This window comes from Streptomyces sp. NBC_00370 (assembly GCF_036084755.1).
Taxonomy (GTDB): domain Bacteria; phylum Actinomycetota; class Actinomycetes; order Streptomycetales; family Streptomycetaceae; genus Streptomyces.
Genome location: NZ_CP107968.1, coordinates 5,343,146 through 5,362,919, shown reverse-complemented (window position 1 = coordinate 5,362,919; position 19,774 = coordinate 5,343,146). Strand labels below are relative to the sequence as shown.

Genomic DNA, 19,774 nt, shown 5'->3' with positions numbered 1-19,774 from the left:
GTATCGCCGTCGTCCCCCGGCCCGAAGAGGCTGGGGTGGGGATCCATGGGCGGGGCATGTACGTTCTGGTGCGTGTCCGCTCTGAAAAAGACCGCCCTGACGGTCGCCTCCGCCGCGTTGCTGCCCCTTCTGACCGCCGCGCCCTCCTGGGCGGACGGCAAGCAGCCCCAGCCGCCCGCCACGATGTCGAGCGTCGGCGGGACGAGGCTCGCCATGGCGGGCACGCAGGTGGATCTCGGACTCGGTGCGCCGGTCCTGCCGAAGAAGCTGTCGGGACGGTCCTGGATCGTCGCCGACGCCGAGTCGGGCGACGTACTGGCCGCGCACAACCCGCACTGGCGGCTGGCGCCCGCGTCCACGCTCAAGATGCTCTTCGCGGACACCCTGCTGCCGAAGATGCCCAGCACCGAGCAGCACAAGGTGGCGCCCGCCGATCTGGCCGGCATGGGTGAGGGCAGCAGCCTGGTCGGGGTGAAGGAGAACCTCACCTATTCGGTCCACGACCTGTGGCTGGGTGTCTTCCTGCGCTCGGGCAACGACGCGGTGCACGTGCTGGCCGCCATGAACGGCGGCGTCAAGAAGACCGTCCAGGACATGCAGGCGCACGCGGACGAGCTGCAGGCCCTGGACACCCATGTCGTGTCGCCGGACGGGTACGACGAGCCGGGCCAGCTCTCCAGCGCCTACGACCTGACGCTGTTCGCCAGGTCGGGGCTGCAGAACAAGGACTTCCGGGAGTACTGCTCGACGGCGACGGCCAAGTTCCCCGGCGAGATGGTCAAGGCCAAGAAGGGCAAGAAGCCGAGCAAGAAGCGCTCGACCTTCGAGATCCAGAACACCAACAAGCTGCTGACCGGCGCCGGCGGCGTCAGCCCGTACCAGGGCCTCGCCGGGGTGAAGAACGGCAACACCACGCACGCCGGATCCACGTTCACGGGTGTCGCCGAGCGCGACGGCAAGGTGCTGCTGGTCACCGTCATGAACCCGTCGTCGGACGAGAACCAGGCGGTGTACGAGGAGGCCGGGCGGCTGCTGGACTGGGGCTTCGCCTCGGCCGGCAAGGTGACGCCCGTCGGCAAGCTCGTACCGCCGAAGTCGGCCAAGACCGACACCCAGCAGGCGGGCGGCAAGCCCAGCGCCGCACCGAAGCCCTCGCCCGACGCCGGTGCCAGGGCCAACGCCTCGGCCGCCGTCTCGGACGGTTCGAGCGGGGTCGGTATCGCGCTGTCCATCACGGCGGGCGCGCTGATCGTGCTGGCGGCCGCCGCCTATCTGGTCAACCGGCGCTGGCCGCTGCCGGACCTGGTCCGTCGGCGTCCGCGTCCCTGACCTGCCCTGCCCGCTCCTCCGCCGCCCGCTCCCGCGCCTCTTCGCGCTCCTGCTCCTGTTCCCGCTCCGCCGCGCGCTCCTTCTCCTGCTCCTTGCTGGGGGTGGCCGTCCAGGCGGCGCAGAACAGGAGCAGCTTCGCCATGAAGTTGATCCACAGCAGCAGCGCGACGGGCACGCCGAACGCGCCGTACATGGACTTCGAAGCGACGCCCTTCATATAGCCGCCGAGCAGCAGCTTGAGCAGTTCGAAGCCGACGGCGCCGAGCAGGGCGGCGACCGCGAGCCTGCGCCGCTCCGGCTTCACGCGCGGCAGCAGCGTCAGCACGTACAGCAGGAGCAGGAAGTCGGCGACGGCCGCGACGGCGATCGCCGCGACCTGGAGCAGCACACCGCCGGCGCCGCCTTCGGGGATGCCGAGCTTGTCCGCCGTCCAGCCGACGGCGGTCGATCCGAACCCGGAGGCGCCGAGCGAGGCGAGACCGACGGCGCCGAGGCCGAACAGGACCAGCGCGTCCTTGCCCTTGAGGACGATCGGATTGCCCTCGGGGCTGTCGTCCAGCTCCCAGACGGCCCGCAGGCATTCGCGCATGGAGCCGACCCAGCCGATACCGGTGAACAGCAGCAGCGCGCCCGCGATCAGCCCGACCGTGCCGGCGTTCGCGACGAGCGTGTCGATGTTCAGCTGGTCGGAGATGCCGGGCACCTGCTTGGAGATGCTGTTCTGCACCCGGTCCAGCTGCCCCTGGCTGAGCAGCGCCGCGCCGATCGCGGCGCCCACGGTGATCAGCGGGAAGAGCGCCAGGAAGCTGATGAAGGTGATGGCGGCGGCGAGTCTGGCCCAGTGGACCCGGTCGAGCGTCTCGTACGACCGCCACGCGTGCGTCTGCATCAGCCGGGCCACCACGGGGCCGATGACGGGGAGCTTTTTCAGCCAGTCCATGGAAGGAGATTTACCCCCGAATCGGAAGTCCAGCGGTTACATCGCCACGCCTCTCGCTGGGCGGACCGTCAGCCACCCATTCATACGAGTCGGATGGCGAAGGCGACAAATTATGAGGTATAGGGCGATACGGTCACCTTCATGTCTGTCTTGACGAAGGAGCACAGCCCGATGAAGGACGCCTTCGGTTCCCCACGGTCCCTGCTCGTCCTCGGCGGCACGTCGGAGATCGGACTCGCGACGGCGCGCCGGCTGATCACCCGCGGGGTCCGTACGGTCTGGCTCGCCGGACGGCCGTCCGCCGGCCTGGAGAGCGCGGCGGGCGCGCTGCGGGCGCTGCACGCGGACATGGACGTCCGTACGGTCGCCTTCGACGCGCTGGAGACGGACGCGCACGAGGAGGCGCTGGGCAAGGTCTTCGCGGAGGGCGACATCGACCTGGTGCTGCTGGCCTTCGGGGTCCTCGGCGACCAGGCGCGGGACGAGGCGGCGCCGCTCGCGGCCGTGCGGGTCGCGCAGACCAACTACACCGGGGCGGTCTCGGCGGCGCTGGTGTGCGCGGCGGCGCTCCAGGCGCAGGGGCGCGGTTCGCTGGTGGTGCTGACGGCGGCGGCCGGTGAGCGGGCCAGGCGGACGGACTTCATCCACGGGTCGAGCAAGGCGGGGCTCGACGCGTTCACCCAGGGGCTCGGCGACGCGATGTACGGCACGGGTGTGCACGTGATGATCGTCAGGCCCGGGTTCGTACGGTCGCGGATGACGGCCGGCCGGACGGCCGGACCGGCGGAGGCACTGCTGACGACCACGCCCGGGGCGGTGGCGACGGCGGTGGAGCTGGGGCTGCGGCGGCGCTCGGAGACGGTGTGGGTGCCGGGGGCGACGCGGGTGGTGATGTCGGCGCTGCGGCACCTGCCGAGGGCGCTGTTCCGCACCCTCCCGCTCTGAGGGGCCCGGCCCGGCCCGTCTAAGGCCGAAGGGAGGGGGCGGGGTGGTGGTCGCGCGGGCTGCTCTGCGAGGGCACCCCGTACGTCTCACCGCCGCCGCCGAACGCGTACTCGTGCAGCTTGCGCCACACGCCGTCCGTGCCCTGCTCGTAGAGCGCGAACGAGGTGCAGCTCCACTGCGCGCCGTACTCGGACAGCTCCTCGTAGGCGCGGTCCATGGCGTCCTCGGCGATGCCGTGCGCCACGGTGACATGCGGGTGGTACGGGAACTGCAGTTCCCGTACCAGGGGTCCCGAGGCGTCCCTGACCCGCTTCTGGAGCCAGCTGCACGCCGAGGCGCCTTCGACGACCTGGATGAAGACGACCGGCGAGAGCGGACGGAAGGTGCCGGTGCCGGAGAGCCGCATCGGGAAGGGCCTGCTGGCCGTCGCGACGGCGGCGAGATGCGCCTCGACGGCCGGCAGCGACGCATGGTCGATCTCCGTCGGCGGGAGGAGCGTGACATGGGTGGGGATGGCGTGCGCCGCGGGATCACCGAAGCCCGCACGCTGCTCCTGGAGCAGACTGCCGTACGGCTCCGGGACCGCGATCGAAACGCCGAGCGTTACGGTCCCCACGTCGTTCTCCTCACTTGATGCGTCATTCGCACCACTTGCACCATTTACGGCCGATGTACCGCTTCGCAGGTCATCTGATATGCCCGGCGCCGTCCGCCAGTGTGACTCGCCGCCGCCGCGCTTACCAGCGTGCCCGGTCGCAGGACCGGGTGCTCAGTGCTTGGCGGGCAGGAGGCCGATACGGTCGTACGCCTGCGCCAGGGTCTCCGCCGCGACCGTACGGGCCTTGTCAGCGCCCTCGGCGAGGATCGAGTCCAACGTCTCCGGGTCGTCCAGATACTCCTGGGTGCGGGTCCTGAACGGTGTGACGAAATCGACGACGATGTCCGCGAGGTCCGTCTTCAGCGCACCGTAGCCCTTGCCCGCGTACGCGGTCTCCAGATCCTGGATTCCGGTGCCGGTGAGCGTGGCGTAGATGGTGAGGAGATTGCTGATGCCGGGCTTGTCGGCGGCGTCGAAGACGATCTCCGAGCCGGTGTCGGTGACGGCGCTCCTGATCTTCTTCGCCGTGACCTTCGGGTCGTCCAGCAGATTGACCAGGCCCTTGGGCGTGGACGCCGACTTGCTCATCTTGATCGTCGGGTCCTGGAGGTCGTAGACCTTCCCGACCTCCTTGACGATGTACGGCGCGGGCACCGTGAACGTCGGACCGAAGCGGGTGTTGAAGCGCTCGGCGAGATCGCGGGTCAGCTCGACGTGCTGCCGCTGGTCCTCACCGACGGGCACGGCGTCGGCCTGGTACAGCAGGATGTCGGCGACCTGCAGGATCGGGTACGTGAAGAGCCCCACGGTGGAACGGTCGGCACCCTGCTTGGCCGACTTGTCCTTGAACTGCGTCATCCGGGACGCCTCGCCGAAGCCGGTGAGACAGTTCATCACCCAGCCGAGCTGGGCGTGCTCGGGCACATGGCTCTGCACGAACAGCGTGCACCGCGCCGGATCGAGCCCGGCGGCGAGCAGCTGGGCGACGGCGAGCCGGGTATTGGCCCGCAGCTCGGCGGGGACCTGCGGAACCGTGATCGCGTGCAGGTCGACGACCATGTAGAAGGCGTCGTGGGATTCTTGCAGCGCCACATACTGGCGGATCGCCCCGAGGTAGTTCCCGAGATGGAACGAACCTGCGGTGGGCTGGATACCGGAGAGCGCGCGGGGACGGTCAGAGGGCATGTTCACCATTCTCTCAGGTACGGCGGACAGCTCGGGTCGGGGTTGTCCGGTCAGACGGGCAGGCCCGGGGCGGGGAATGCCGTCATGAGGTCGGCCACCTCGGTGCGGATCTTGGCCAGGGCGTCCTCGTCGCCCGCGCCGGCCGCCGTGACGCCGCGGTCGATCCAGTCGGCCACCGTGGGCATGTGCCGCGTACCCAGGCCGCGTGAGGTGAGGGACGGGGTGCCGATGCGCAGGCCCGAGGGGTCGAAAGGCTTCCTCGGGTCGTACGGGACGGCGTTGTGGTTGACGACGAGGCCGGCGCGGTCGAGGGCCTTGGCCGCGAGTTTGCCCGGGACGTTCTTGGGGGTGAGGTCCATCAGGATCAGGTGGTTGTCGGTGCCGCCGGAGACCAGGTCGAAGCCGCGCTCCAGCAGCGCCTCCGCGAGGGCCTTGGCGTTGGCGACGACGGACCGGGCGTACTCGGGGAAGGACGGCCGGGCGGCCTCGTGGAGGGCGACGGCGATGGCGGCGGTGGTCTGGTTGTGCGGGCCGCCCTGGAGGCCGGGGAAGACGGCCTTGTCGATGGCCTTCGCGTGGGACGCGCGCGACATCAGCATCGCGCCGCGCGGGCCGCGCAGGGTCTTGTGGGTGGTCGTGGAGATCACGTCCGCGTACGGCACGGGCGAGGGATGGGCGCCGCCGACGATCAGCCCGGCGATATGGGCGACGTCGGCGACGAGCACGGCGCCGCACTCCCGCGCGATCTCGCCGAAGGCCGCGAAGTCGATGGTGCGCGGGATGGCCGTACCGCCGCAGAAGATGACCTTCGGGCGCTCCTTGAGCGCCAGGTCACGCACCTCGTCGAAGTCGATCCGGCCGGTGTCGGCGCGCACCCCGTACTGGACGCCCCGGAACCAGGTGCCGGTGGCCGAGACGCCCCAGCCGTGGGTGAGATGGCCGCCCATGGGCAGCGCCATCCCCATGACGGTGTCGCCGGGCTCGGCGAACGCGAGATAGACGGCGAGGTTGGCCGGGGACCCCGAGTAGGGCTGGACGTTGGCGTGCTCGACGCCGAACAGGGCCTTGGCGCGGGCCACGGCGAGCCGTTCGACCTGGTCGATGACCTGCTGGCCCTCGTAGTAGCGGCGGCCGGGGTACCCCTCGCTGTACTTGTTCTGCAGGACGGTCCCGGACGCTTCGAGCACGGCGGCGGAGACGTAGTTCTCGCTGGCGATCAGCCGGAGCGTCTCGGCCTGGAGCCGCTCCTCCGCGCCGACCAGCGCGGCCAGTTCGGGGTCGGCGGCGGACAGGGCGGGGTGGTGCGGGGGCAGGGTCATGGCGTCCTCCCGGGACGACTCGGTGCTGCTCGGTCGTGGTCCCGGGGCGCCCAGGCGGGCGGCGCCTCGTGCGGTCCTGCTGGCACGGCTCCCCCGCGGTCCGTTCCGCGCTCGCCAGTCGCCGTGCCCGGCCAGCGTAAGGGATTTGTCGCCCGATCATGGGGACGGTGGGGTTTCTTCTCCGTACGGCCCTGCGGCGAGAGAAACTGGGGTAGGTACCCGCCCACGCAGGACACCTTGTCCCGATCGAACGGAGAACGTGTGTCGACAACGGAGAGCGCCATCGCCTCGGCGGAGGCCCACAGTGCGCACAACTACCACCCGCTGCCCGTCGTCGTCGCTTCGGCCGAGGGGGCCTGGATGACCGATGTCGAGGGGCGCCGCTTCCTCGACATGCTCGCCGGGTATTCCGCGCTCAACTTCGGCCACGGCAACCGCCGGCTCATCGACGCTGCCAAGGCGCAGTTGGAGCGGGTGACGCTCACCTCGCGGGCCTTCCACCACGACCGGTTCGCCGAATTCTGCACCCAGCTGTCCGAGTTGTGCGGCATGGAGATGGTGCTGCCGATGAACACCGGGGCCGAGGCGGTGGAGACGGCGGTGAAGACCGCCAGGAAGTGGGGGTACCGCGTCAAGGGCGTGCCGGACAACCAGGCGAAGATCGTCGTCGCCGCCGACAACTTCCACGGCCGTACGACCACGGTCATCAGCTTCTCCACGGACCCGGAGGCGCGGGCGGACTACGGCCCGTACACCCCGGGGTTCGAGATCGTGCCGTACGGCGATCTGGCCGCGCTCGAAGCGGCGGTGACCGACAACACCGTCGCCGTGCTGCTGGAGCCGATCCAGGGCGAGGCCGGGGTGCTGGTCCCGCCCGCCGGCTATCTCGCCGGGGTACGGGAGCTGACCCGCGCGCGCAACGTGCTCTTCGTCGCGGACGAGATCCAGTCGGGGCTCGGCAGGACGGGGAAGACCTTCGCCTGCGAGCACGAGGGCGTCGTGCCGGACATGTACCTGCTCGGCAAGGCGCTGGGCGGCGGGGTGGTCCCCGTCTCCGCCGTGGTGTCGTCCGCCGAGGTGCTCGGGGTCTTCCGGCCCGGGGAGCACGGCTCGACCTTCGGCGGCAATCCGCTGGCCTGCGCGGTGGCACTGGAGGTCATCGCGATGCTGCGGACCGGGGAGTTCCAGCAGCGCGCCGCTGAGCTGGGCGACCATCTCCACCACGAGCTGGGGCTGTTGGTGGGCGGCGGCGCCGTCGACGCGGTGCGCGGCCGTGGCCTGTGGGCCGGGGTCGACGTCGTACCGTCGCGCGGCACGGGCCGGCAGATCTCCGAGCGGCTGATGGAGCGCGGTGTGCTGGTGAAGGACACGCACGGCTCCACCATCCGGATCGCCCCGCCGCTGGTGATCAGCAAGGAGGACCTGGACTGGGGCCTGGACCAACTGCGCGGTGTGCTCAGCGAGTAGGCCCCGGACCGGCACCCCGCCCCCGGGCGAGCCGGGGGCGGGGCGGCGGTTCAGCTCACCGGGCCGCTGCCGTACGGGCGGGTGATGGCTTCCATGCCGTGGCCCGCCGGGTCGAGGAAGTACACGCCCCGGCCGCCGTCGTGATGGTTGATCTCGCCGGGCTGCTTCATGTGCGGATCGGCGTAGTACGTGAGCCCGGCGTCCTGGATCCGCCGGAAGATCCCGTCGAACTCCCGCTCCGTGACGAGGAACGCGTAGTGCTGCATGACGATGGACTCGGCCGGGACGGTCGCGAAGTCCAGGGTGACGCCGTTGCTGAGTTCGAGGGGGACGAACGGACCCCAGGTGTCCCCGGCCGTCAGGCCGAGGATGCCCGCCAGGAATTCGGCGGAGGCCCGGTTGTCCCGGGCGTGGACGATGGTGTGGTTCAACTGGATCGACACGGTGGAATGCCTCCGTAAGGCAAACTCACGGACACCTCCATGCCTCACCCGGTCGGTGACCGGCACGCGATGCCGTCCGACCACCCTAGGGCCTGTCTGACACATCCCGCCTGGCTTCCGACGCCTGGCACGCACGCTCGCCGCGTTGTCGGCTCGTTCAAGTACGTCCAGTACGAGGACGAGCCTCCGCCTTGCGATCACCCGCACCAGACGCCGCAAGCCCCGCCCTGAGGGCGGACGGCGCCATTTGTCAGACAGGCCCTAGGCCCTGTCGTGTGGATCTTGCCGGGGCTCGCGGGGGCCGGCACCGCGCCCTCGTCCGGCCTGATCCACACGACAGCGCCTAGGCGCTGTCCGGCAGTACGCGGCACAGCGCGTCGAGCGCGCCCGTCCAGGCGCTGTCGCTCGGCGTCCCGTAGCCGATCACCAGCCCGTCCGCCGCCGGCATCGGCACCCGCCTGCCGGGCCCCGCGTCCGGGTGGCGGTAGCGGCTCAGCCCGTCCACGGCGAGGCCCTGCCAGGTCGCGGCCTCGACCACGGCGCGCTCGGTGCCCGGCGGGAGTTCCAGTACGGCGTGCAGCCCCGCCGCGATGCCGCGCACCGCGATACCCGGGTTGCGCTCGGCCAGCGCCGCGACGAACTGGTCACGGCGGCGCCGGTAGCGCAGCCGGGCGGAGCGTACGTGCCGGTCGTAGCCGCCCGAGCGCATGAACTCGGCGAGCGTGAGCTGCTCCAGCGCGCTCGACGCCCAGTCGCTCGGCCCCTTGGCCTCGACCACCTCGGCGACGAGTTCCCGCGGCAGCACCATCCAGCCCAGCCGCAGCCCCGGCGCGAGGGCCTTGCTCGCCGTGCCGAGATACACCACCCGCTCCGGATCGAGGCCCTGGAGGGCGCCCACCGGCTGCCGGTCGTAGCGGAACTCGCCGTCGTAGTCGTCCTCCAGGATCAGTCCGCCGGTGGCGCGCGCCCAGTCGACGGCGGCGGCGCGCCGGTCGGGGTGGAGCGCGACGCCGGTGGGGTACTGGTGCGCGGGCGTGAGCAGTACGGCCCCGGCGCCGGGCGTCCTGGCCAGTTCCCCGGTGCGGGCGCCGTGCCCGTCGAGGGGCAGCGGCGGGGTGCGCAGCCCGGCCTGGGTAAGCAGGTCCCGGTGCTCGTCGAAGCCGTACGCCTCGACGGCGACGGCCCGTACCTTGCGCGCCTTGAGCACCCGGCCCAGCAGCATCAGCCCGTGCACGAAGCCGGAGCAGACGACGACCCGGTCCGGGTCCGCGTACACGCCCCGGGCGCGCGCCAGGTAGTCGGCGAGGACGGTGCGCAGTTCGACCCGGCCGCGCGGATCCCCGTACCCGAAGGCGTCGTCCGGCGCTTCGGTCAGCGCGCGGCGGGCCGCCTTGAGCCACTGCGCCCGGGGGAAGGTGGCGAGGTCGGGCCTGCCGGACATCAGGTTGTAGGTGACCTTGCGGCTGACCGGCCGGGTCGTACGCGCGGTCCTGGCCGGCCTGCGCGGCGCGGCCCGCCGGGCGACCTGGGTCCCCGAGCCCTGCTGGGCGGTGAGCCAGCCCTCGGCGACGAGTTCGGCGTAGGCGTCGGCGACGGTGTTGCGGGCGATGCCCAGGTCGGCGGCGAGCGAGCGGGACGACGGCAGCCGGGTGCCCGGCGTCAGCCGGCCGGTGCGTACCGCCTCACGCAGGGCGTCCATCAGCCCGGCCCGCAGTCCGCTGCCGCGCAGCTCCAGATGCAGATCGGCGCCGAAAGCGGTTCCACTGGCCCAGGAATCTGTCATGAAAGTGGACCATACCGCTGTGCCACCGGACGCGTAGCTTCGTACCCATGACCACGAGCGAAGCAGTGCACACAGCGGCAGCGACGACGGACGACCGGCTCCCCGAACACACCCCCCGGCTCGACGTCGCGAAGCTCGCCCCCGACTTCTACAAGGCGATGGTGCGGCTGGAGGCGGCGGCCCGGCGCGACATCGACCCGGCGCTCTACCACCTGATCAAGATCCGCGCCTCGCAGATCAACCACTGCGCGTTCTGCCTCGACATGCACACCAAGGACGCCATCGCCTCGGGCGAGTCCGTGGAGCGGATCATCCAGCTCGGCGCCTGGGCGGAGTCGCAGCACTTCTACACCGCCAAGGAGGTCGCCGCGCTCGAACTGACCGAGGCGGTCACCGTCCTGACCGACGGTTTCGTGCCGGACGCCGTGTACGAGAAGGCGGCGCTGCACCTGGACGAGACGGAGCTGGCGCAGGTCATCGCCGCGATCACGGTGATCAACGCCTGGAACCGGCTCGGTGTCTCCGCCCGTCTCGTGCCGGGCCACTACGTGCCCGCCGCGCACACCCACTGAGCCGGGGCGCTTCGATGACCGTCGCTCTCTTCCGCGCCCTGCACCACGACCGCGCCCCCGGCGACCCGCTGGTCGTGCCCGGCCCCTGGGACGCGGGCAGCGCGCGCGTCTTCGCCGACGCGGGGTTCCCCGCGCTCGCGACCCCGAGCGCGGGGGTCGCCGCGTCCCTCGGCCACGAGGACGGCGCGACCCCGCCGGACGAGATGTTCGCCGCGGTGACCCGGATCGTACGGGCCGTCCCCGTACCCGTGTCGGCGGACGTCGAAGGCGGATACGGGCTCTCCGCCGAGGAGTTGGTGGCCCGGGTCCTCGGTACGGGCGCGGTCGGCTGCAATCTGGAGGACTCGACGGCCGCCGGTATGAAGGACCCGCTAGCGCACGCCGACTGGCTGGCGGAGGTACGGGCGGAGGCGGGCGACGCGCTGTTCGTCAACGCGCGCGTGGACACCTTCATCCACGGCTCGGCCGACCCGGCCGACGCCGTCGCCCGCGCCCGGCTCTATGTCGCGGCGGGCGCCGACTGCGTCTACCCGATCGGCGTACCCCCGGAGAGCCTGCCGGCGCTCAGGGCCGGCGTGGAAGGCCCCGTCAACACGGCAGCGGGACCCGACGGGCCCTCGGTGGCGGAGCTGGGCCGGCTCGGCGCGACCAGGATCACCTACGGCCCCGGCCTGCAGCGCCGGGCGATGGCGGCCGTCGCCGAGATCGCGGCGGAGCTGCGCGGCTGACCGACCGAGCCGTCGGGGGGCGGCTCGGCCGGTCCCGCCGCACCGCCACACCGCCGCACCCGGTCGGTCGGCACCGGGACGCGACGAAGAAGCCGAGCCGCCCCCCGGCGGCTCGGCCGATCAGTTCGTACGCAACGTCAGCGTGGAGTGGCGGTCCAGGCCACCAGGGGCGGGCGGACGGCGCCGCACAGCGGGTGGCCCGCGCCGTCGGTGAGGAGCAGTTTCGCCGTCAGACAGCCGGTGCGCGTCGCCGCCTCGACGGTCCGGGGCGGCACCGCGGCGAACATCAGCTTCGCCCGGCGGAACATCGTGAAGAGTCCCGCGTCGTCGAGGGTCCCCCAGGACAGGTACACGAACCGCCCGCCGAGCCGGTTCTGCACGTAGCGGCCCGTGATGTCGATGCCGGTGTCCGAGGCGGCTGCGGCGCACTCCAGCGTCCAGGCCACCGAACGGGCGTCGCCGGGCTGCGGATCGAGCACCTCGCCCGGCTGGTCCTTGCGCTGCACCCCGACGTGGACGTTGTCGACCGCGTCGAAGGTGGGCCCGGGACCGATGGTGCGTCCCGGCAGGGCGGTGGCCTCGATACGGATCAGCATCACGCCATCATCGTCCATCTGCCGTTCGTACGGCGTCAGTCGTCCGGCGTCAGTCGTCCGCAGGGTCGTCCCTGACCAGCAGGCCGGCCGTCCACAGCGGCATCATCCAGTGCACGACGAAGACCCCGGCCAGGACCGGCACGAGCGCCGCCTCCGGCGTCACGTCCCTGATCCGGCCGACGGCCAGCACCACGAGGGCGGCCGCCGCGAGCAGCAGCGAGGTCGTCCGGTGGGAGCGGGCGAGCACCTGGTCGCGCTCGCCGCGCTGCCGCTCGTCCAGGACCCGGCCGCGCAGCTCCAGCAGACCGCGGGTGGCGGCGTTGATGAGGCCGGTGGCGAGGCACCACGGCAGCAGGACTCCGAGGGTCACGAAGAGCGGCCACTTCGCCTCGGTGAAGACCCCGGCGATCCAGGCACCGGCCCCGACGGCGGTCAGCGCGATGTGTGTGCCGACGACCAGTCGTCTGCGGCCGGACGTCGCGTAAAGGCCCCGCCCCTCTGGCCTGTTCATCAGTGCCTGCATGCGCCGGTCGTAGCGCGTCGGTCCCGACATCTCGCGTGCGTTCATCGCTGCTTCCTCCCGTAGACCTCGTCCGTGAGCGGGCTGAACGGCTCCAGGGAGAACAGGGCTTCGACGGGCAGGCCGAAGAACTCCGCGATCCGCAGGGCCAGATCGAGGCTGGGGTTGTACTGGCCCCGCTCGATGTAGCCCACCGTCTGGTAGTGCACCCCGACGGCCTCCGCCAGCTGTTGTCTGGACACTTTCCGCTCCGCCCTGACAACCGCCATTCTGTTGTGCACGTGCTCGCTCATGTATAAGAAGTACTACATTCGGCGGCAGAGACGCAACAGAAAAGCCCCGACCCATCCGGGCCGGGGCTTCTCGGAGACTGACAGGTGTCAGATCAGGCCGAGCTCGCGCACCGCGTCGCGCTCCTCCTGGAGCTCCTTCACCGACGCGTCGATCCGCGCCCGCGAGAAGTCGTTGACCGACAGGCCCTGGACGATCTCGTAGGAGCCGTCCTTCGTGGTGACGGGGAAGGAGGAGATGATGCCCTCCGGCACGCCGTACGAGCCGTCGGAGACGATGCCCATGGACGTCCAGTCGCCGTCGGCCGTGCCGTTGACCCAGGTGTGCACGTGGTCGATCGCCGCGTTGGCCGCCGAGGCCGCGGACGAGGCGCCACGGGCCTCGATGATCGCGGCGCCGCGCTTGGCGACGGTCGGGATGAACGTGTCGGCCAGCCACGCCTCGTCGTTGACGGTCTCGGCCGCGTTCTTGCCGGCGATCTCCGCGTGGAAGATGTCCGGGTACTGGGTGGCGGAGTGGTTGCCCCAGATCGTCAGCCGCTTGATGTCGGAGACGGCGGCGCCGGTCTTCCGGGCGAGCTGCGAGATGGCGCGGTTGTGGTCGAGGCGCGTCATGGCGGTGAAGCGCTCGGCCGGTACGTCGGGGGCCGCGGCCTGCGCGATCAGCGCGTTGGTGTTGGCCGGGTTGCCGACGACGAGCACCTTGATGTCGTCGGCTGCGTTGTCGTTGATGGCCTTGCCCTGCGGCTTGAAGATGCCGCCGTTGGCCGAGAGGAGGTCGCCGCGCTCCATGCCCTTGGTACGGGGGCGGGCGCCGACGAGGAGGGCCACGTTCGCGCCGTCGAAGGCGACGTTCGGGTCGTCCGTGATCTCGATGCCGCCGAGCAGCGGGAAGGCGCAGTCGTCGAGTTCCATCGCGGTGCCCTCCGCCGCCTTGAGACCCTGCGGGATCTCCAGGAGACGCAGCTTGACCGGCACGTCCGCGCCGAGCAGGTGGCCGGAGGCGATGCGGAAGAGCAGCGCGTAGCCGATCTGGCCGGCCGCGCCGGTGACGGTGACATTCACGGGAGTGCGGGTCATGGCGGTCTCCGTAATACAGCTGGCGGTGGGGGTCCCTGCCCCTGGTGCGGGAGGTCTCGGCGCCGCCAGGAGTCCGGTTCCGGGTCACGGATCCGAATCTTGACGTGAAGAGACATCCGGCGGTCAGGCTATCGGACCCACGACCCCCGACAGCCCCGGCCCCTGGTCCTGCGGCCTCACGGCGTCGTCGTACAGCCGCTCACGCCGGTGGCGAGCGTCGCGCAGGCCTTGGCGGCCGAGGCGGACGGGACCGCGAGCATGGGGGTGTACGCGTCCCCCGCCGCCGCGACCGGGCGGCTCTGCGGCTTGCTCCCACCCGCGCCGGTGATCCGTACCGAGTCGCCGGCGACCGCCTGGGTGATGCGCGCCCAGGCCGCTCCGCAGGTCTTGCTGTAGCGCACCTCGATCGTGGAGGCGCCGACGGTCGCCGTGCTGACGGTGGCCGCGTACTGGCCGCTGCACCCCATGGCCTCCGGATCCTTGCCGGTGCAGGCGGCGCCCGAGCACTGCACACCGGCCGGCAGCGCGGGCGCCGACGTGGCGACGGTGCGCGAGGGCGACGGGGTCGGGGCGGCCTTGTCGTCGCCTCCGCCGTCACCGCCGAGACCGGTCAGCAGTACGGCGGCGACCACCACGAGCAGCACCCCGACGACTGCGGCGACAACGATCAGCGGCTTGCGCCGGCCGCCGCCGGTGCCTTGCCGCGGGGGCGCCTGCTGCGGGGCGTGCGCGCCGGGCCCCGGGGCCTGGGCAGCGCGCGGCGGGGTCCCCCAGTCGCGCGGTACGACGCCGGGCGCGCCCTCCGGGACGTCCCCGGGCTCACCGAGCGCCGCGCGCGCCTGGGAGATGCGTATCTGTTCCATGGTCATGTCGTGGCGCATCTCCGAGCGGCTCCACGCCCGCTCGGCCAGCTCCCACATCGTGATCAGGTGCGCCGGGTTCGTGTCGGTCGCCTCGGCGAGAGCGACGACGGCACCCTTCGGCGGCAGCAGCCGGCCGTTCAGATACCGCTCCCAGGACGTCCTGCTGTAGCCCGTCCGGTCGGCGACCGCCGCGACCCCGAGGCCGCCGCGGTCGAGGAGTCTGCGCAGCTGGCCGGTGAACTCCCTGACCTCCGGGTCCAGTTCGTCCGGCAGCGTCTTCCAGCGCGGCATGTGCCTCACCCTCTTGTCTCACATCCGTTGCGCACGGATCACACCGTGGCGGAATGGTCACTTCCGTGCCACAGCGACCAGCCAGCCCTTGTAGCCGCCCGGCACGTCCATGACGCTGTGGATGTCGGCGGCGCCCGTCCTCGTCTCGGGGGAGAAGACAGGCGCCGCCGCACTCGTACAAGCTCAACGCCTCACGGTGTGGGCGTCTTGACCGTCGAGTGGACCACGTCCTCCAGGAACGGGAACTCCAGCCACGGATCGGGCTGCGTCATCAGCGCGAGCAGCACGATCGCGATGCCCAGCAGGCCGTACGTGACCATGTCGGTGAAGCGTGAGCGCACGGCGAGCATGCCGACGGACGGGATCGTCCTGCGCAGCACCGCGCCGCCGATCAGGGCGACCCCGATCAGCATCGTGCCGATGCGGAACGCCTCGTCGAAGGGGTGCAGACCGACGATCAGCAGGCCGAGCCCGGTCGTGCCGAGCACACTGATCAGCGGCCACTGCCGGACCGGCGCGGGCGCGTCGGGGGCCGCGGCGCGGCCACTGCCCTCGGGGCGCGCCGTGGTCGCGGGGACCTCCTCCTCGGGAACGGCGTCGGCCGCGGAGGCCGCAGTGCCGTTCTGCGCGGCCGTACCGTTCACAGCGCCGTTCTGCGCCGCCGTACCGTTCTGTGCCGCCGGCTCCAACGGCTCCGCAGGGCCCTGTGGTTCCGCCGGGGCGGCGGACGGTGCCGTCCCGGCCCGCGACCGTGCCTGCGGACCCGTCGCGTCGCCCGCGCTCGTACCAGCACCCATGTGTGGTGCCCCTTTCCCGTTCGGCTCGCGTTCAGCCCGCGTCGACGACGGTACGCTCCGCCGCCTCGACGACGTTGACCAGCAGCTGGGCACGTGTCATCGGGCCGACGCCGCCCGGGTTCGGCGAGATCCAGCCCGCCACCTCGGCCACGCCCGGATGCACGTCGCCCACGATCTTGCCGTTCTCGTCCCGGCTGACGCCGACGTCGAGCACGGCGGCGCCCGGCTTGACGTCCTCGGGCTTGATGATGTGCGGCACCCCGGCGGCGGCGACGACGATGTCGGCCTGCCTGAGCTGCGCCGACAGATCGCGGGTGCCGGTGTGGCACTGGGTCACGGTCGCGTTCTCCGACTTACGGGTCAGCAGCAGCGGGATCGACCGGCCGACCGTGATGCCACGGCCGACGACCACCACGTGCGCGCCGTTGATCTCCACGCCGTGGTGGCGCAGCAGTTGGATGATGCCGTACGGGGTGCAGGGCAGCGGCCCCGTCTCGTTCAGCACGAGCCGGCCGAGGCTCATCGGGTGCAGTCCGTCGGCGTCCTTGTCCGGGTCCATCAGCTCCAGCACCCGGTTGGTGTCGATGCCCTTGGGCAGCGGGAGCTGCACGATGTAGCCGGTGCAGTCGGGGTTCGCGTTCAGCTCCAGCACCACCGCCTCGATGTCCTCCTGCGTTGCCGTGTCCGGCAGTTCGCGCTGGATCGAGCCGATACCGACCTCCGCGCAGTCGCGGTGCTTGCCGTTGACGTACCAGCGGCTGCCCGGGTCGTCCCCGACGAGCAGGGTGCCGAGGCCCGGGGTCACGCCTCGCTCCTTGAGGGCCGCCACTCGGACGGTCAGTTCGGACTTGATCGCGGCTGCGGTGGCCTTGCCATCGAGAATCTGGGCGTTCATGGCCCCCATCCTCGCGGATGACCCCTCCCCTGTTCCAATTCGAGGCCGGAACGGACTGCGGCACAGGTTGCACTTACACAACGCATACGTCATACGACTGGACAGAAAGTCGGACGGAATACCACGATGACCGCGCAGAGCGCGGAAAGTGTCGGGGGAGCGGTCCGCTCAGTCATGTCTTGTTCCTCCGCGCGGGCCGCGCCGTCCCCGCACCACCGACGGAGGAATACCGCAATGAGCTTCGGCGACCCGAACAACCCGTACGGCCAGCAACAGGGTCAGCCGGGCAGCACACCCCCGGGCCAGCCCGGATACGGCTACCCCCAGCAGGCCCCGCAGGGCGTCCCGCAGCAGGGGTACGGCTACCCGCAGCAGCCCGGCCAGCCGTACGGCTACCCGCAGGCACCCGGCCAGGGCGGATACGGCTACGGATCGACGCCCAGTTACGCGAACTGGGGCGCGCGGTTCCTCGGCACGATCGTCGACGGGCTCGTCTTCCTCGTCCCGTACCTCTTCTTCATCATCGGCGTGAACAGCGACGGCGCCATCTCCGGGATCTTCGCCGCGATCGGCGGCCTCGCGCTGCTCGGTATAGCCATCTGGCAGCTGATCCAGGAGGGCAAGACGGGTCAGACCATCGGCAAGAAGGCCGTGGGGATCCGGCTGGTCCGCGAGGCTGACGGTCAGCCGCTGGGCGTCGGCATGGCGTTCGTCCGCCGCCTCGCGCACTTCCTCGACAGCCTCCCCTGCTACATCGGCTGGCTGTGGCCGGCGTGGGACGAGAAGAACCAGACGTTCGCCGACAAGATCTGCTCGTCGATCGTCATCAAGACCAAGTAACACGTGCGCTGACGACAGCCGCAGGACCGCACGAGGGCCGCGCTCCCCTGGGGGAGGCGCGGCCCCTGTGCGTGCGGGTGCGCGGACCCGTGGGACGTGCGTCAGTGGAAGAAGTGCCGCGTCCCGGTGAAGTACATCGTCGCGCCGGCCTTCTCCGCCGCCTCGACCGACAGCGGGTCACGGACCGAACCGCCCGGCTGCACCACGGCCTTGACGCCCGCTTCGAGCAGCACCTCAAGACCGTCGGGGAACGGGAAGAACGCGTCGGACGCCGCGTACGAACCCCGCGCCCGCTCCTCCCCCGCGCGCTCGACAGCGAGCTTCGCCGAGTCGACGCGGTTGACCTGACCCATGCCGACGCCGACGGAAGCGCCGCCCTTGGCGAGCAGGATCGCGTTGGACTTGACGGCGCGGCTGGCGCGCCAGGCGAAGGCCAGCTCGGCCAGCTCGGCCTCGGTCAGCGCATCGCCGGTGGCCAGCGTCCAGGTGGCCGGGTCGTCGCCGTCCGCCTGGAGCCGGTCGGTGACCTGGAGCAGCGCGCCGCCGTCGACGGCCTTCACCTCGACGGAGTTGGCCGGGGCACCGGCGCAGCGCAGCACCCGGATGCTCTTCTTGCGGGCCAGCACCTCGACGGCGCCGTCCTCGTAGTCGGGCGCCACGATGACCTCGGTGAAGATCTCGGCGACCTGCTCGGCCATCGCCACCGACACCGGCCGGTTGACGGCGATCACCCCGCCGAACGCGGAGACGGGGTCGCAGTCGTGGGCCTTGCGGTGCGCCTCGGCCACGTTGTCGGCGATGGCGATCCCGCACGGGTTGGCGTGCTTGATGATCGCGACGCACGGCTCGGCGTGGTCGTAGGCGGCCCGGCGCGCGGCGTCCGTGTCGGTGTAGTTGTTGTACGACATCTCCTTGCCGTGCAACTGCTCGGCCTCGGCGAGGCCGCCCGTACCGCTCGTGTACAGCGCGGCGGGCTGGTGCGGATTCTCTCCGTAGCGCAGCACCGCCGACCGCTCGTAGGTGGCGCCGAGGAACTCGGGGAAGCCGGAGTCGTCCGCCGCGTAGTCCTCGTTGAACCAGGACGCCACGGCCACGTCGTACGCGGCGGTGTGCTGGAACGCCTCGGCGGCCAGCCGCTTACGGGTCGTCAGGTCGAACCCGCCGTCCCGCACGGCCGCGAGCACGTCGGCGTAGCGGTCGGGGCTGGTGACGATGGCGACCGACGGGTGGTTCTTGGCGGCGGCGCGCACCATCGAGGGGCCGCCGATGTCGATCTGCTCGACGCACTCGTCCGGGGTCGCCCCGGACTCGACGGTCTCGCGGAACGGATACAGATTCGAGACGACGAGTTCGAAGGGCTCGATGTCCAGTTCGGCCAGCTGCTCGCGGTGCGAGTCGAGCCGGAGGTCGGCGAGGATGCCGGCGTGGACGCGCGGGTGCAGCGTCTTGACGCGGCCGTCCAGCGTCTCGGGGAAGCCGGTCAGCTCCTCGACCTTGGTGACGGGCACACCGGCGGCGGCGATCTTCGAGGCCGTCGATCCTGTCGAGACCAGCGTGACGCCTGCCTCGTGCAGCCCGCGGGCCAGCTCTTCGAGGCCCGTCTTGTCGTAGACACTGACCAGCGCGCGGCGGATCGGCCGCTTCGTACCTTCGGCGGTCACTGGATTGACACCTTTCGTCCCTCAATGCGGTAGCCGTGCCGGGCCAGACGCCCCACGACATCGACGAGCAGCCGTCGCTCGACTTCCTTGATGCGCTCATGGAGCGCGACGCCACCGTCCTCGTGGTCCTCGTCCCGCACCTCGACCACCGCCTGGGCGATGATCGGGCCGGTGTCGACACCGTCGTCGACGAAGTGGACGGTGCAGCCGGTGACCCTCGCCCCGTACGCGAGTGCGTCGCGTACGCCGTGGGCACCGGGAAAACTGGGCAGCAAGGCGGGGTGCGTGTTGATGAAGCGCCCGCCGAACCTCGCGAGGAACTCCTTCCCCACGATCTTCATGAAACCGGCCGAGACCACCAGGTCGGGCTCGTACGCCGCGGTGGCGGCGGCCAGCGCCGCGTCCCACTCCGCACGTGTCGCGTGGTCGCCCACCCGGCAGACGAAGGTCGGCAGCCCCGCGCGCTCGGCGCGGTCGAGACCGGCGATGGAGTCGCGGTCGGCGCCGACAGCGACGATCCGTGCGCCGTAGGCCTCCGGGTCGTCGCCGATGGCGTCGATCAGGGCCTGCAGATTCGTACCGGATCCGGAGACCAGGACCACGAGACGGGAGAGGGGCGCGGAGGCCACGAC

The 19,774-nt window shown here is 71.3% G+C and carries 21 protein-coding genes; 6 read left to right on the top strand and 15 right to left on the bottom strand.

Annotation, left to right across the window (positions count from 1 at the left end; translation table 11 throughout):
• The first annotated feature begins 45 nt into the window (after window positions 1-45).
• Window positions 46-1,329 carry a D-alanyl-D-alanine carboxypeptidase family protein gene (locus OHS57_RS23915; RefSeq protein WP_443042950.1) on the top strand — a complete coding sequence of 428 codons (1,284 nt, stop codon included), beginning with the start codon at window positions 46-48 and terminating at the stop codon, window positions 1,327-1,329.
• On the opposite strand, the gene OHS57_RS23910 is transcribed toward OHS57_RS23915, so the two are convergent.
• Window positions 1,277-2,269 carry a YihY/virulence factor BrkB family protein gene (locus OHS57_RS23910; protein ID WP_041985373.1) on the bottom strand — a complete coding sequence of 331 codons (993 nt, stop codon included), beginning with the start codon at window positions 2,267-2,269 and terminating at the stop codon, window positions 1,277-1,279. The genes OHS57_RS23915 and OHS57_RS23910 overlap by 53 nt on opposite strands.
• Window positions 2,270-2,440: 171 nt before the next feature.
• Between OHS57_RS23910 and OHS57_RS23905 the strand changes: the two genes are divergently transcribed.
• Complete coding sequence (locus OHS57_RS23905) at window positions 2,441-3,214, top strand: SDR family NAD(P)-dependent oxidoreductase (RefSeq protein ID WP_328585150.1); 774 nt, start codon at window positions 2,441-2,443, stop codon at window positions 3,212-3,214.
• A gap of 19 nt (window positions 3,215-3,233) precedes the next feature.
• Here the strand turns inward: OHS57_RS23905 and OHS57_RS23900 are convergent, their stop codons facing one another.
• The 3 genes from OHS57_RS23900 to glyA form a co-directional block, all read right to left on the bottom strand.
• Window positions 3,234-3,830 carry a 2'-5' RNA ligase family protein gene (locus OHS57_RS23900; RefSeq protein ID WP_041985379.1) on the bottom strand — a complete coding sequence of 199 codons (597 nt, stop codon included), beginning with the start codon at window positions 3,828-3,830 and terminating at the stop codon, window positions 3,234-3,236.
• Between the two features lie 153 nt (window positions 3,831-3,983).
• Window positions 3,984-4,997 carry a tryptophan--tRNA ligase gene (trpS, locus tag OHS57_RS23895; RefSeq protein ID WP_041995296.1) on the bottom strand — a complete coding sequence of 338 codons (1,014 nt, stop codon included), beginning with the start codon at window positions 4,995-4,997 and terminating at the stop codon, window positions 3,984-3,986.
• Between the two features lie 50 nt (window positions 4,998-5,047).
• Entirely contained in the window at window positions 5,048-6,316 is a 1,269-nt protein-coding gene (glyA, locus tag OHS57_RS23890; RefSeq protein WP_328583291.1) for a serine hydroxymethyltransferase, read from the bottom strand.
• Between the two features lie 261 nt (window positions 6,317-6,577).
• Between glyA and rocD the strand changes: the two genes are divergently transcribed.
• Window positions 6,578-7,783 carry an ornithine--oxo-acid transaminase gene (rocD, locus tag OHS57_RS23885; protein WP_328583290.1) on the top strand — a complete coding sequence of 402 codons (1,206 nt, stop codon included), beginning with the start codon at window positions 6,578-6,580 and terminating at the stop codon, window positions 7,781-7,783.
• Between the two features lie 50 nt (window positions 7,784-7,833).
• Here rocD and OHS57_RS23880 read toward each other — a convergent pair whose 3' ends face one another.
• Together OHS57_RS23880 and pdxR are read right to left on the bottom strand one after the other, a co-directional pair.
• Entirely contained in the window at window positions 7,834-8,226 is a 393-nt protein-coding gene (locus OHS57_RS23880; protein WP_041985386.1) for a VOC family protein, read from the bottom strand.
• Window positions 8,227-8,569: 343 nt separating this feature from the next.
• Entirely contained in the window at window positions 8,570-10,009 is a 1,440-nt protein-coding gene (gene pdxR / locus OHS57_RS23875; protein WP_328583289.1) for a MocR-like pyridoxine biosynthesis transcription factor PdxR, read from the bottom strand.
• A gap of 47 nt (window positions 10,010-10,056) precedes the next feature.
• Between pdxR and OHS57_RS23870 the strand changes: the two genes are divergently transcribed.
• Window positions 10,057-10,581, top strand: a complete 525-nt coding sequence (locus OHS57_RS23870) for a carboxymuconolactone decarboxylase family protein (RefSeq protein ID WP_328583288.1) — start codon at window positions 10,057-10,059, stop codon at window positions 10,579-10,581.
• A gap of 14 nt (window positions 10,582-10,595) precedes the next feature.
• Window positions 10,596-11,309 carry an isocitrate lyase/PEP mutase family protein gene (locus OHS57_RS23865; RefSeq protein WP_328583287.1) on the top strand — a complete coding sequence of 238 codons (714 nt, stop codon included), beginning with the start codon at window positions 10,596-10,598 and terminating at the stop codon, window positions 11,307-11,309.
• Between the two features lie 137 nt (window positions 11,310-11,446).
• On the opposite strand, the gene OHS57_RS23860 is transcribed toward OHS57_RS23865, so the two are convergent.
• The 7 genes from OHS57_RS23860 to OHS57_RS23830 all read right to left on the bottom strand — a co-directional run bounded on the left by OHS57_RS23860 (window position 11,447) and on the right by OHS57_RS23830 (window position 16,641).
• Entirely contained in the window at window positions 11,447-11,923 is a 477-nt protein-coding gene (locus OHS57_RS23860) for a DUF5990 family protein (RefSeq protein WP_328583286.1), read from the bottom strand.
• Between the two features lie 31 nt (window positions 11,924-11,954).
• Window positions 11,955-12,473: a hypothetical protein gene (locus OHS57_RS23855; protein ID WP_328583285.1), complete on the bottom strand. Its 519-nt coding sequence runs from the start codon at window positions 12,471-12,473 to the stop codon at window positions 11,955-11,957.
• Entirely contained in the window at window positions 12,470-12,718 is a 249-nt protein-coding gene (locus OHS57_RS23850) for a helix-turn-helix transcriptional regulator (protein WP_041985404.1), read from the bottom strand. The genes OHS57_RS23855 and OHS57_RS23850 overlap by 4 nt, the downstream gene beginning before the upstream one ends.
• 87 nt (window positions 12,719-12,805) lie before the next feature.
• Window positions 12,806-13,795, bottom strand: coding sequence for a malate dehydrogenase (locus OHS57_RS23845; RefSeq protein WP_041985407.1), 990 nt, complete (start codon window positions 13,793-13,795; stop codon window positions 12,806-12,808).
• Between the two features lie 176 nt (window positions 13,796-13,971).
• The gene (locus tag OHS57_RS23840) at window positions 13,972-14,949 is read right to left on the bottom strand and encodes an XRE family transcriptional regulator (protein WP_328583284.1); all 978 of its coding nucleotides are present in this window, start codon (window positions 14,947-14,949) and stop codon (window positions 13,972-13,974) included.
• Window positions 14,950-15,140: 191 nt separating this feature from the next.
• Window positions 15,141-15,746, bottom strand: a complete 606-nt coding sequence (locus OHS57_RS23835) for a DUF3017 domain-containing protein (protein ID WP_078863457.1) — start codon at window positions 15,744-15,746, stop codon at window positions 15,141-15,143.
• Between the two features lie 31 nt (window positions 15,747-15,777).
• Window positions 15,778-16,641 (bottom strand): bifunctional methylenetetrahydrofolate dehydrogenase/methenyltetrahydrofolate cyclohydrolase, encoded by an 864-nt coding sequence (locus tag OHS57_RS23830; protein ID WP_328583283.1) that lies wholly within the window; start codon window positions 16,639-16,641, stop codon window positions 15,778-15,780.
• Between the two features lie 234 nt (window positions 16,642-16,875).
• Between OHS57_RS23830 and OHS57_RS23825 the strand changes: the two genes are divergently transcribed.
• Window positions 16,876-17,481, top strand: a complete 606-nt coding sequence (locus OHS57_RS23825) for an RDD family protein (protein WP_328583282.1) — start codon at window positions 16,876-16,878, stop codon at window positions 17,479-17,481.
• Between the two features lie 101 nt (window positions 17,482-17,582).
• Here the strand turns inward: OHS57_RS23825 and purH are convergent, their stop codons facing one another.
• Together purH and purN are read right to left on the bottom strand one after the other, a co-directional pair.
• Window positions 17,583-19,142 carry a bifunctional phosphoribosylaminoimidazolecarboxamide formyltransferase/IMP cyclohydrolase gene (purH, locus tag OHS57_RS23820; RefSeq protein WP_328583281.1) on the bottom strand — a complete coding sequence of 520 codons (1,560 nt, stop codon included), beginning with the start codon at window positions 19,140-19,142 and terminating at the stop codon, window positions 17,583-17,585.
• Window positions 19,139-19,771 (bottom strand): phosphoribosylglycinamide formyltransferase, encoded by a 633-nt coding sequence (gene purN / locus OHS57_RS23815; protein WP_041995306.1) that lies wholly within the window; start codon window positions 19,769-19,771, stop codon window positions 19,139-19,141. Before purN ends, purH begins: the two co-directional genes overlap by 4 nt.
• Window positions 19,772-19,774 lie beyond the last annotated feature (3 nt).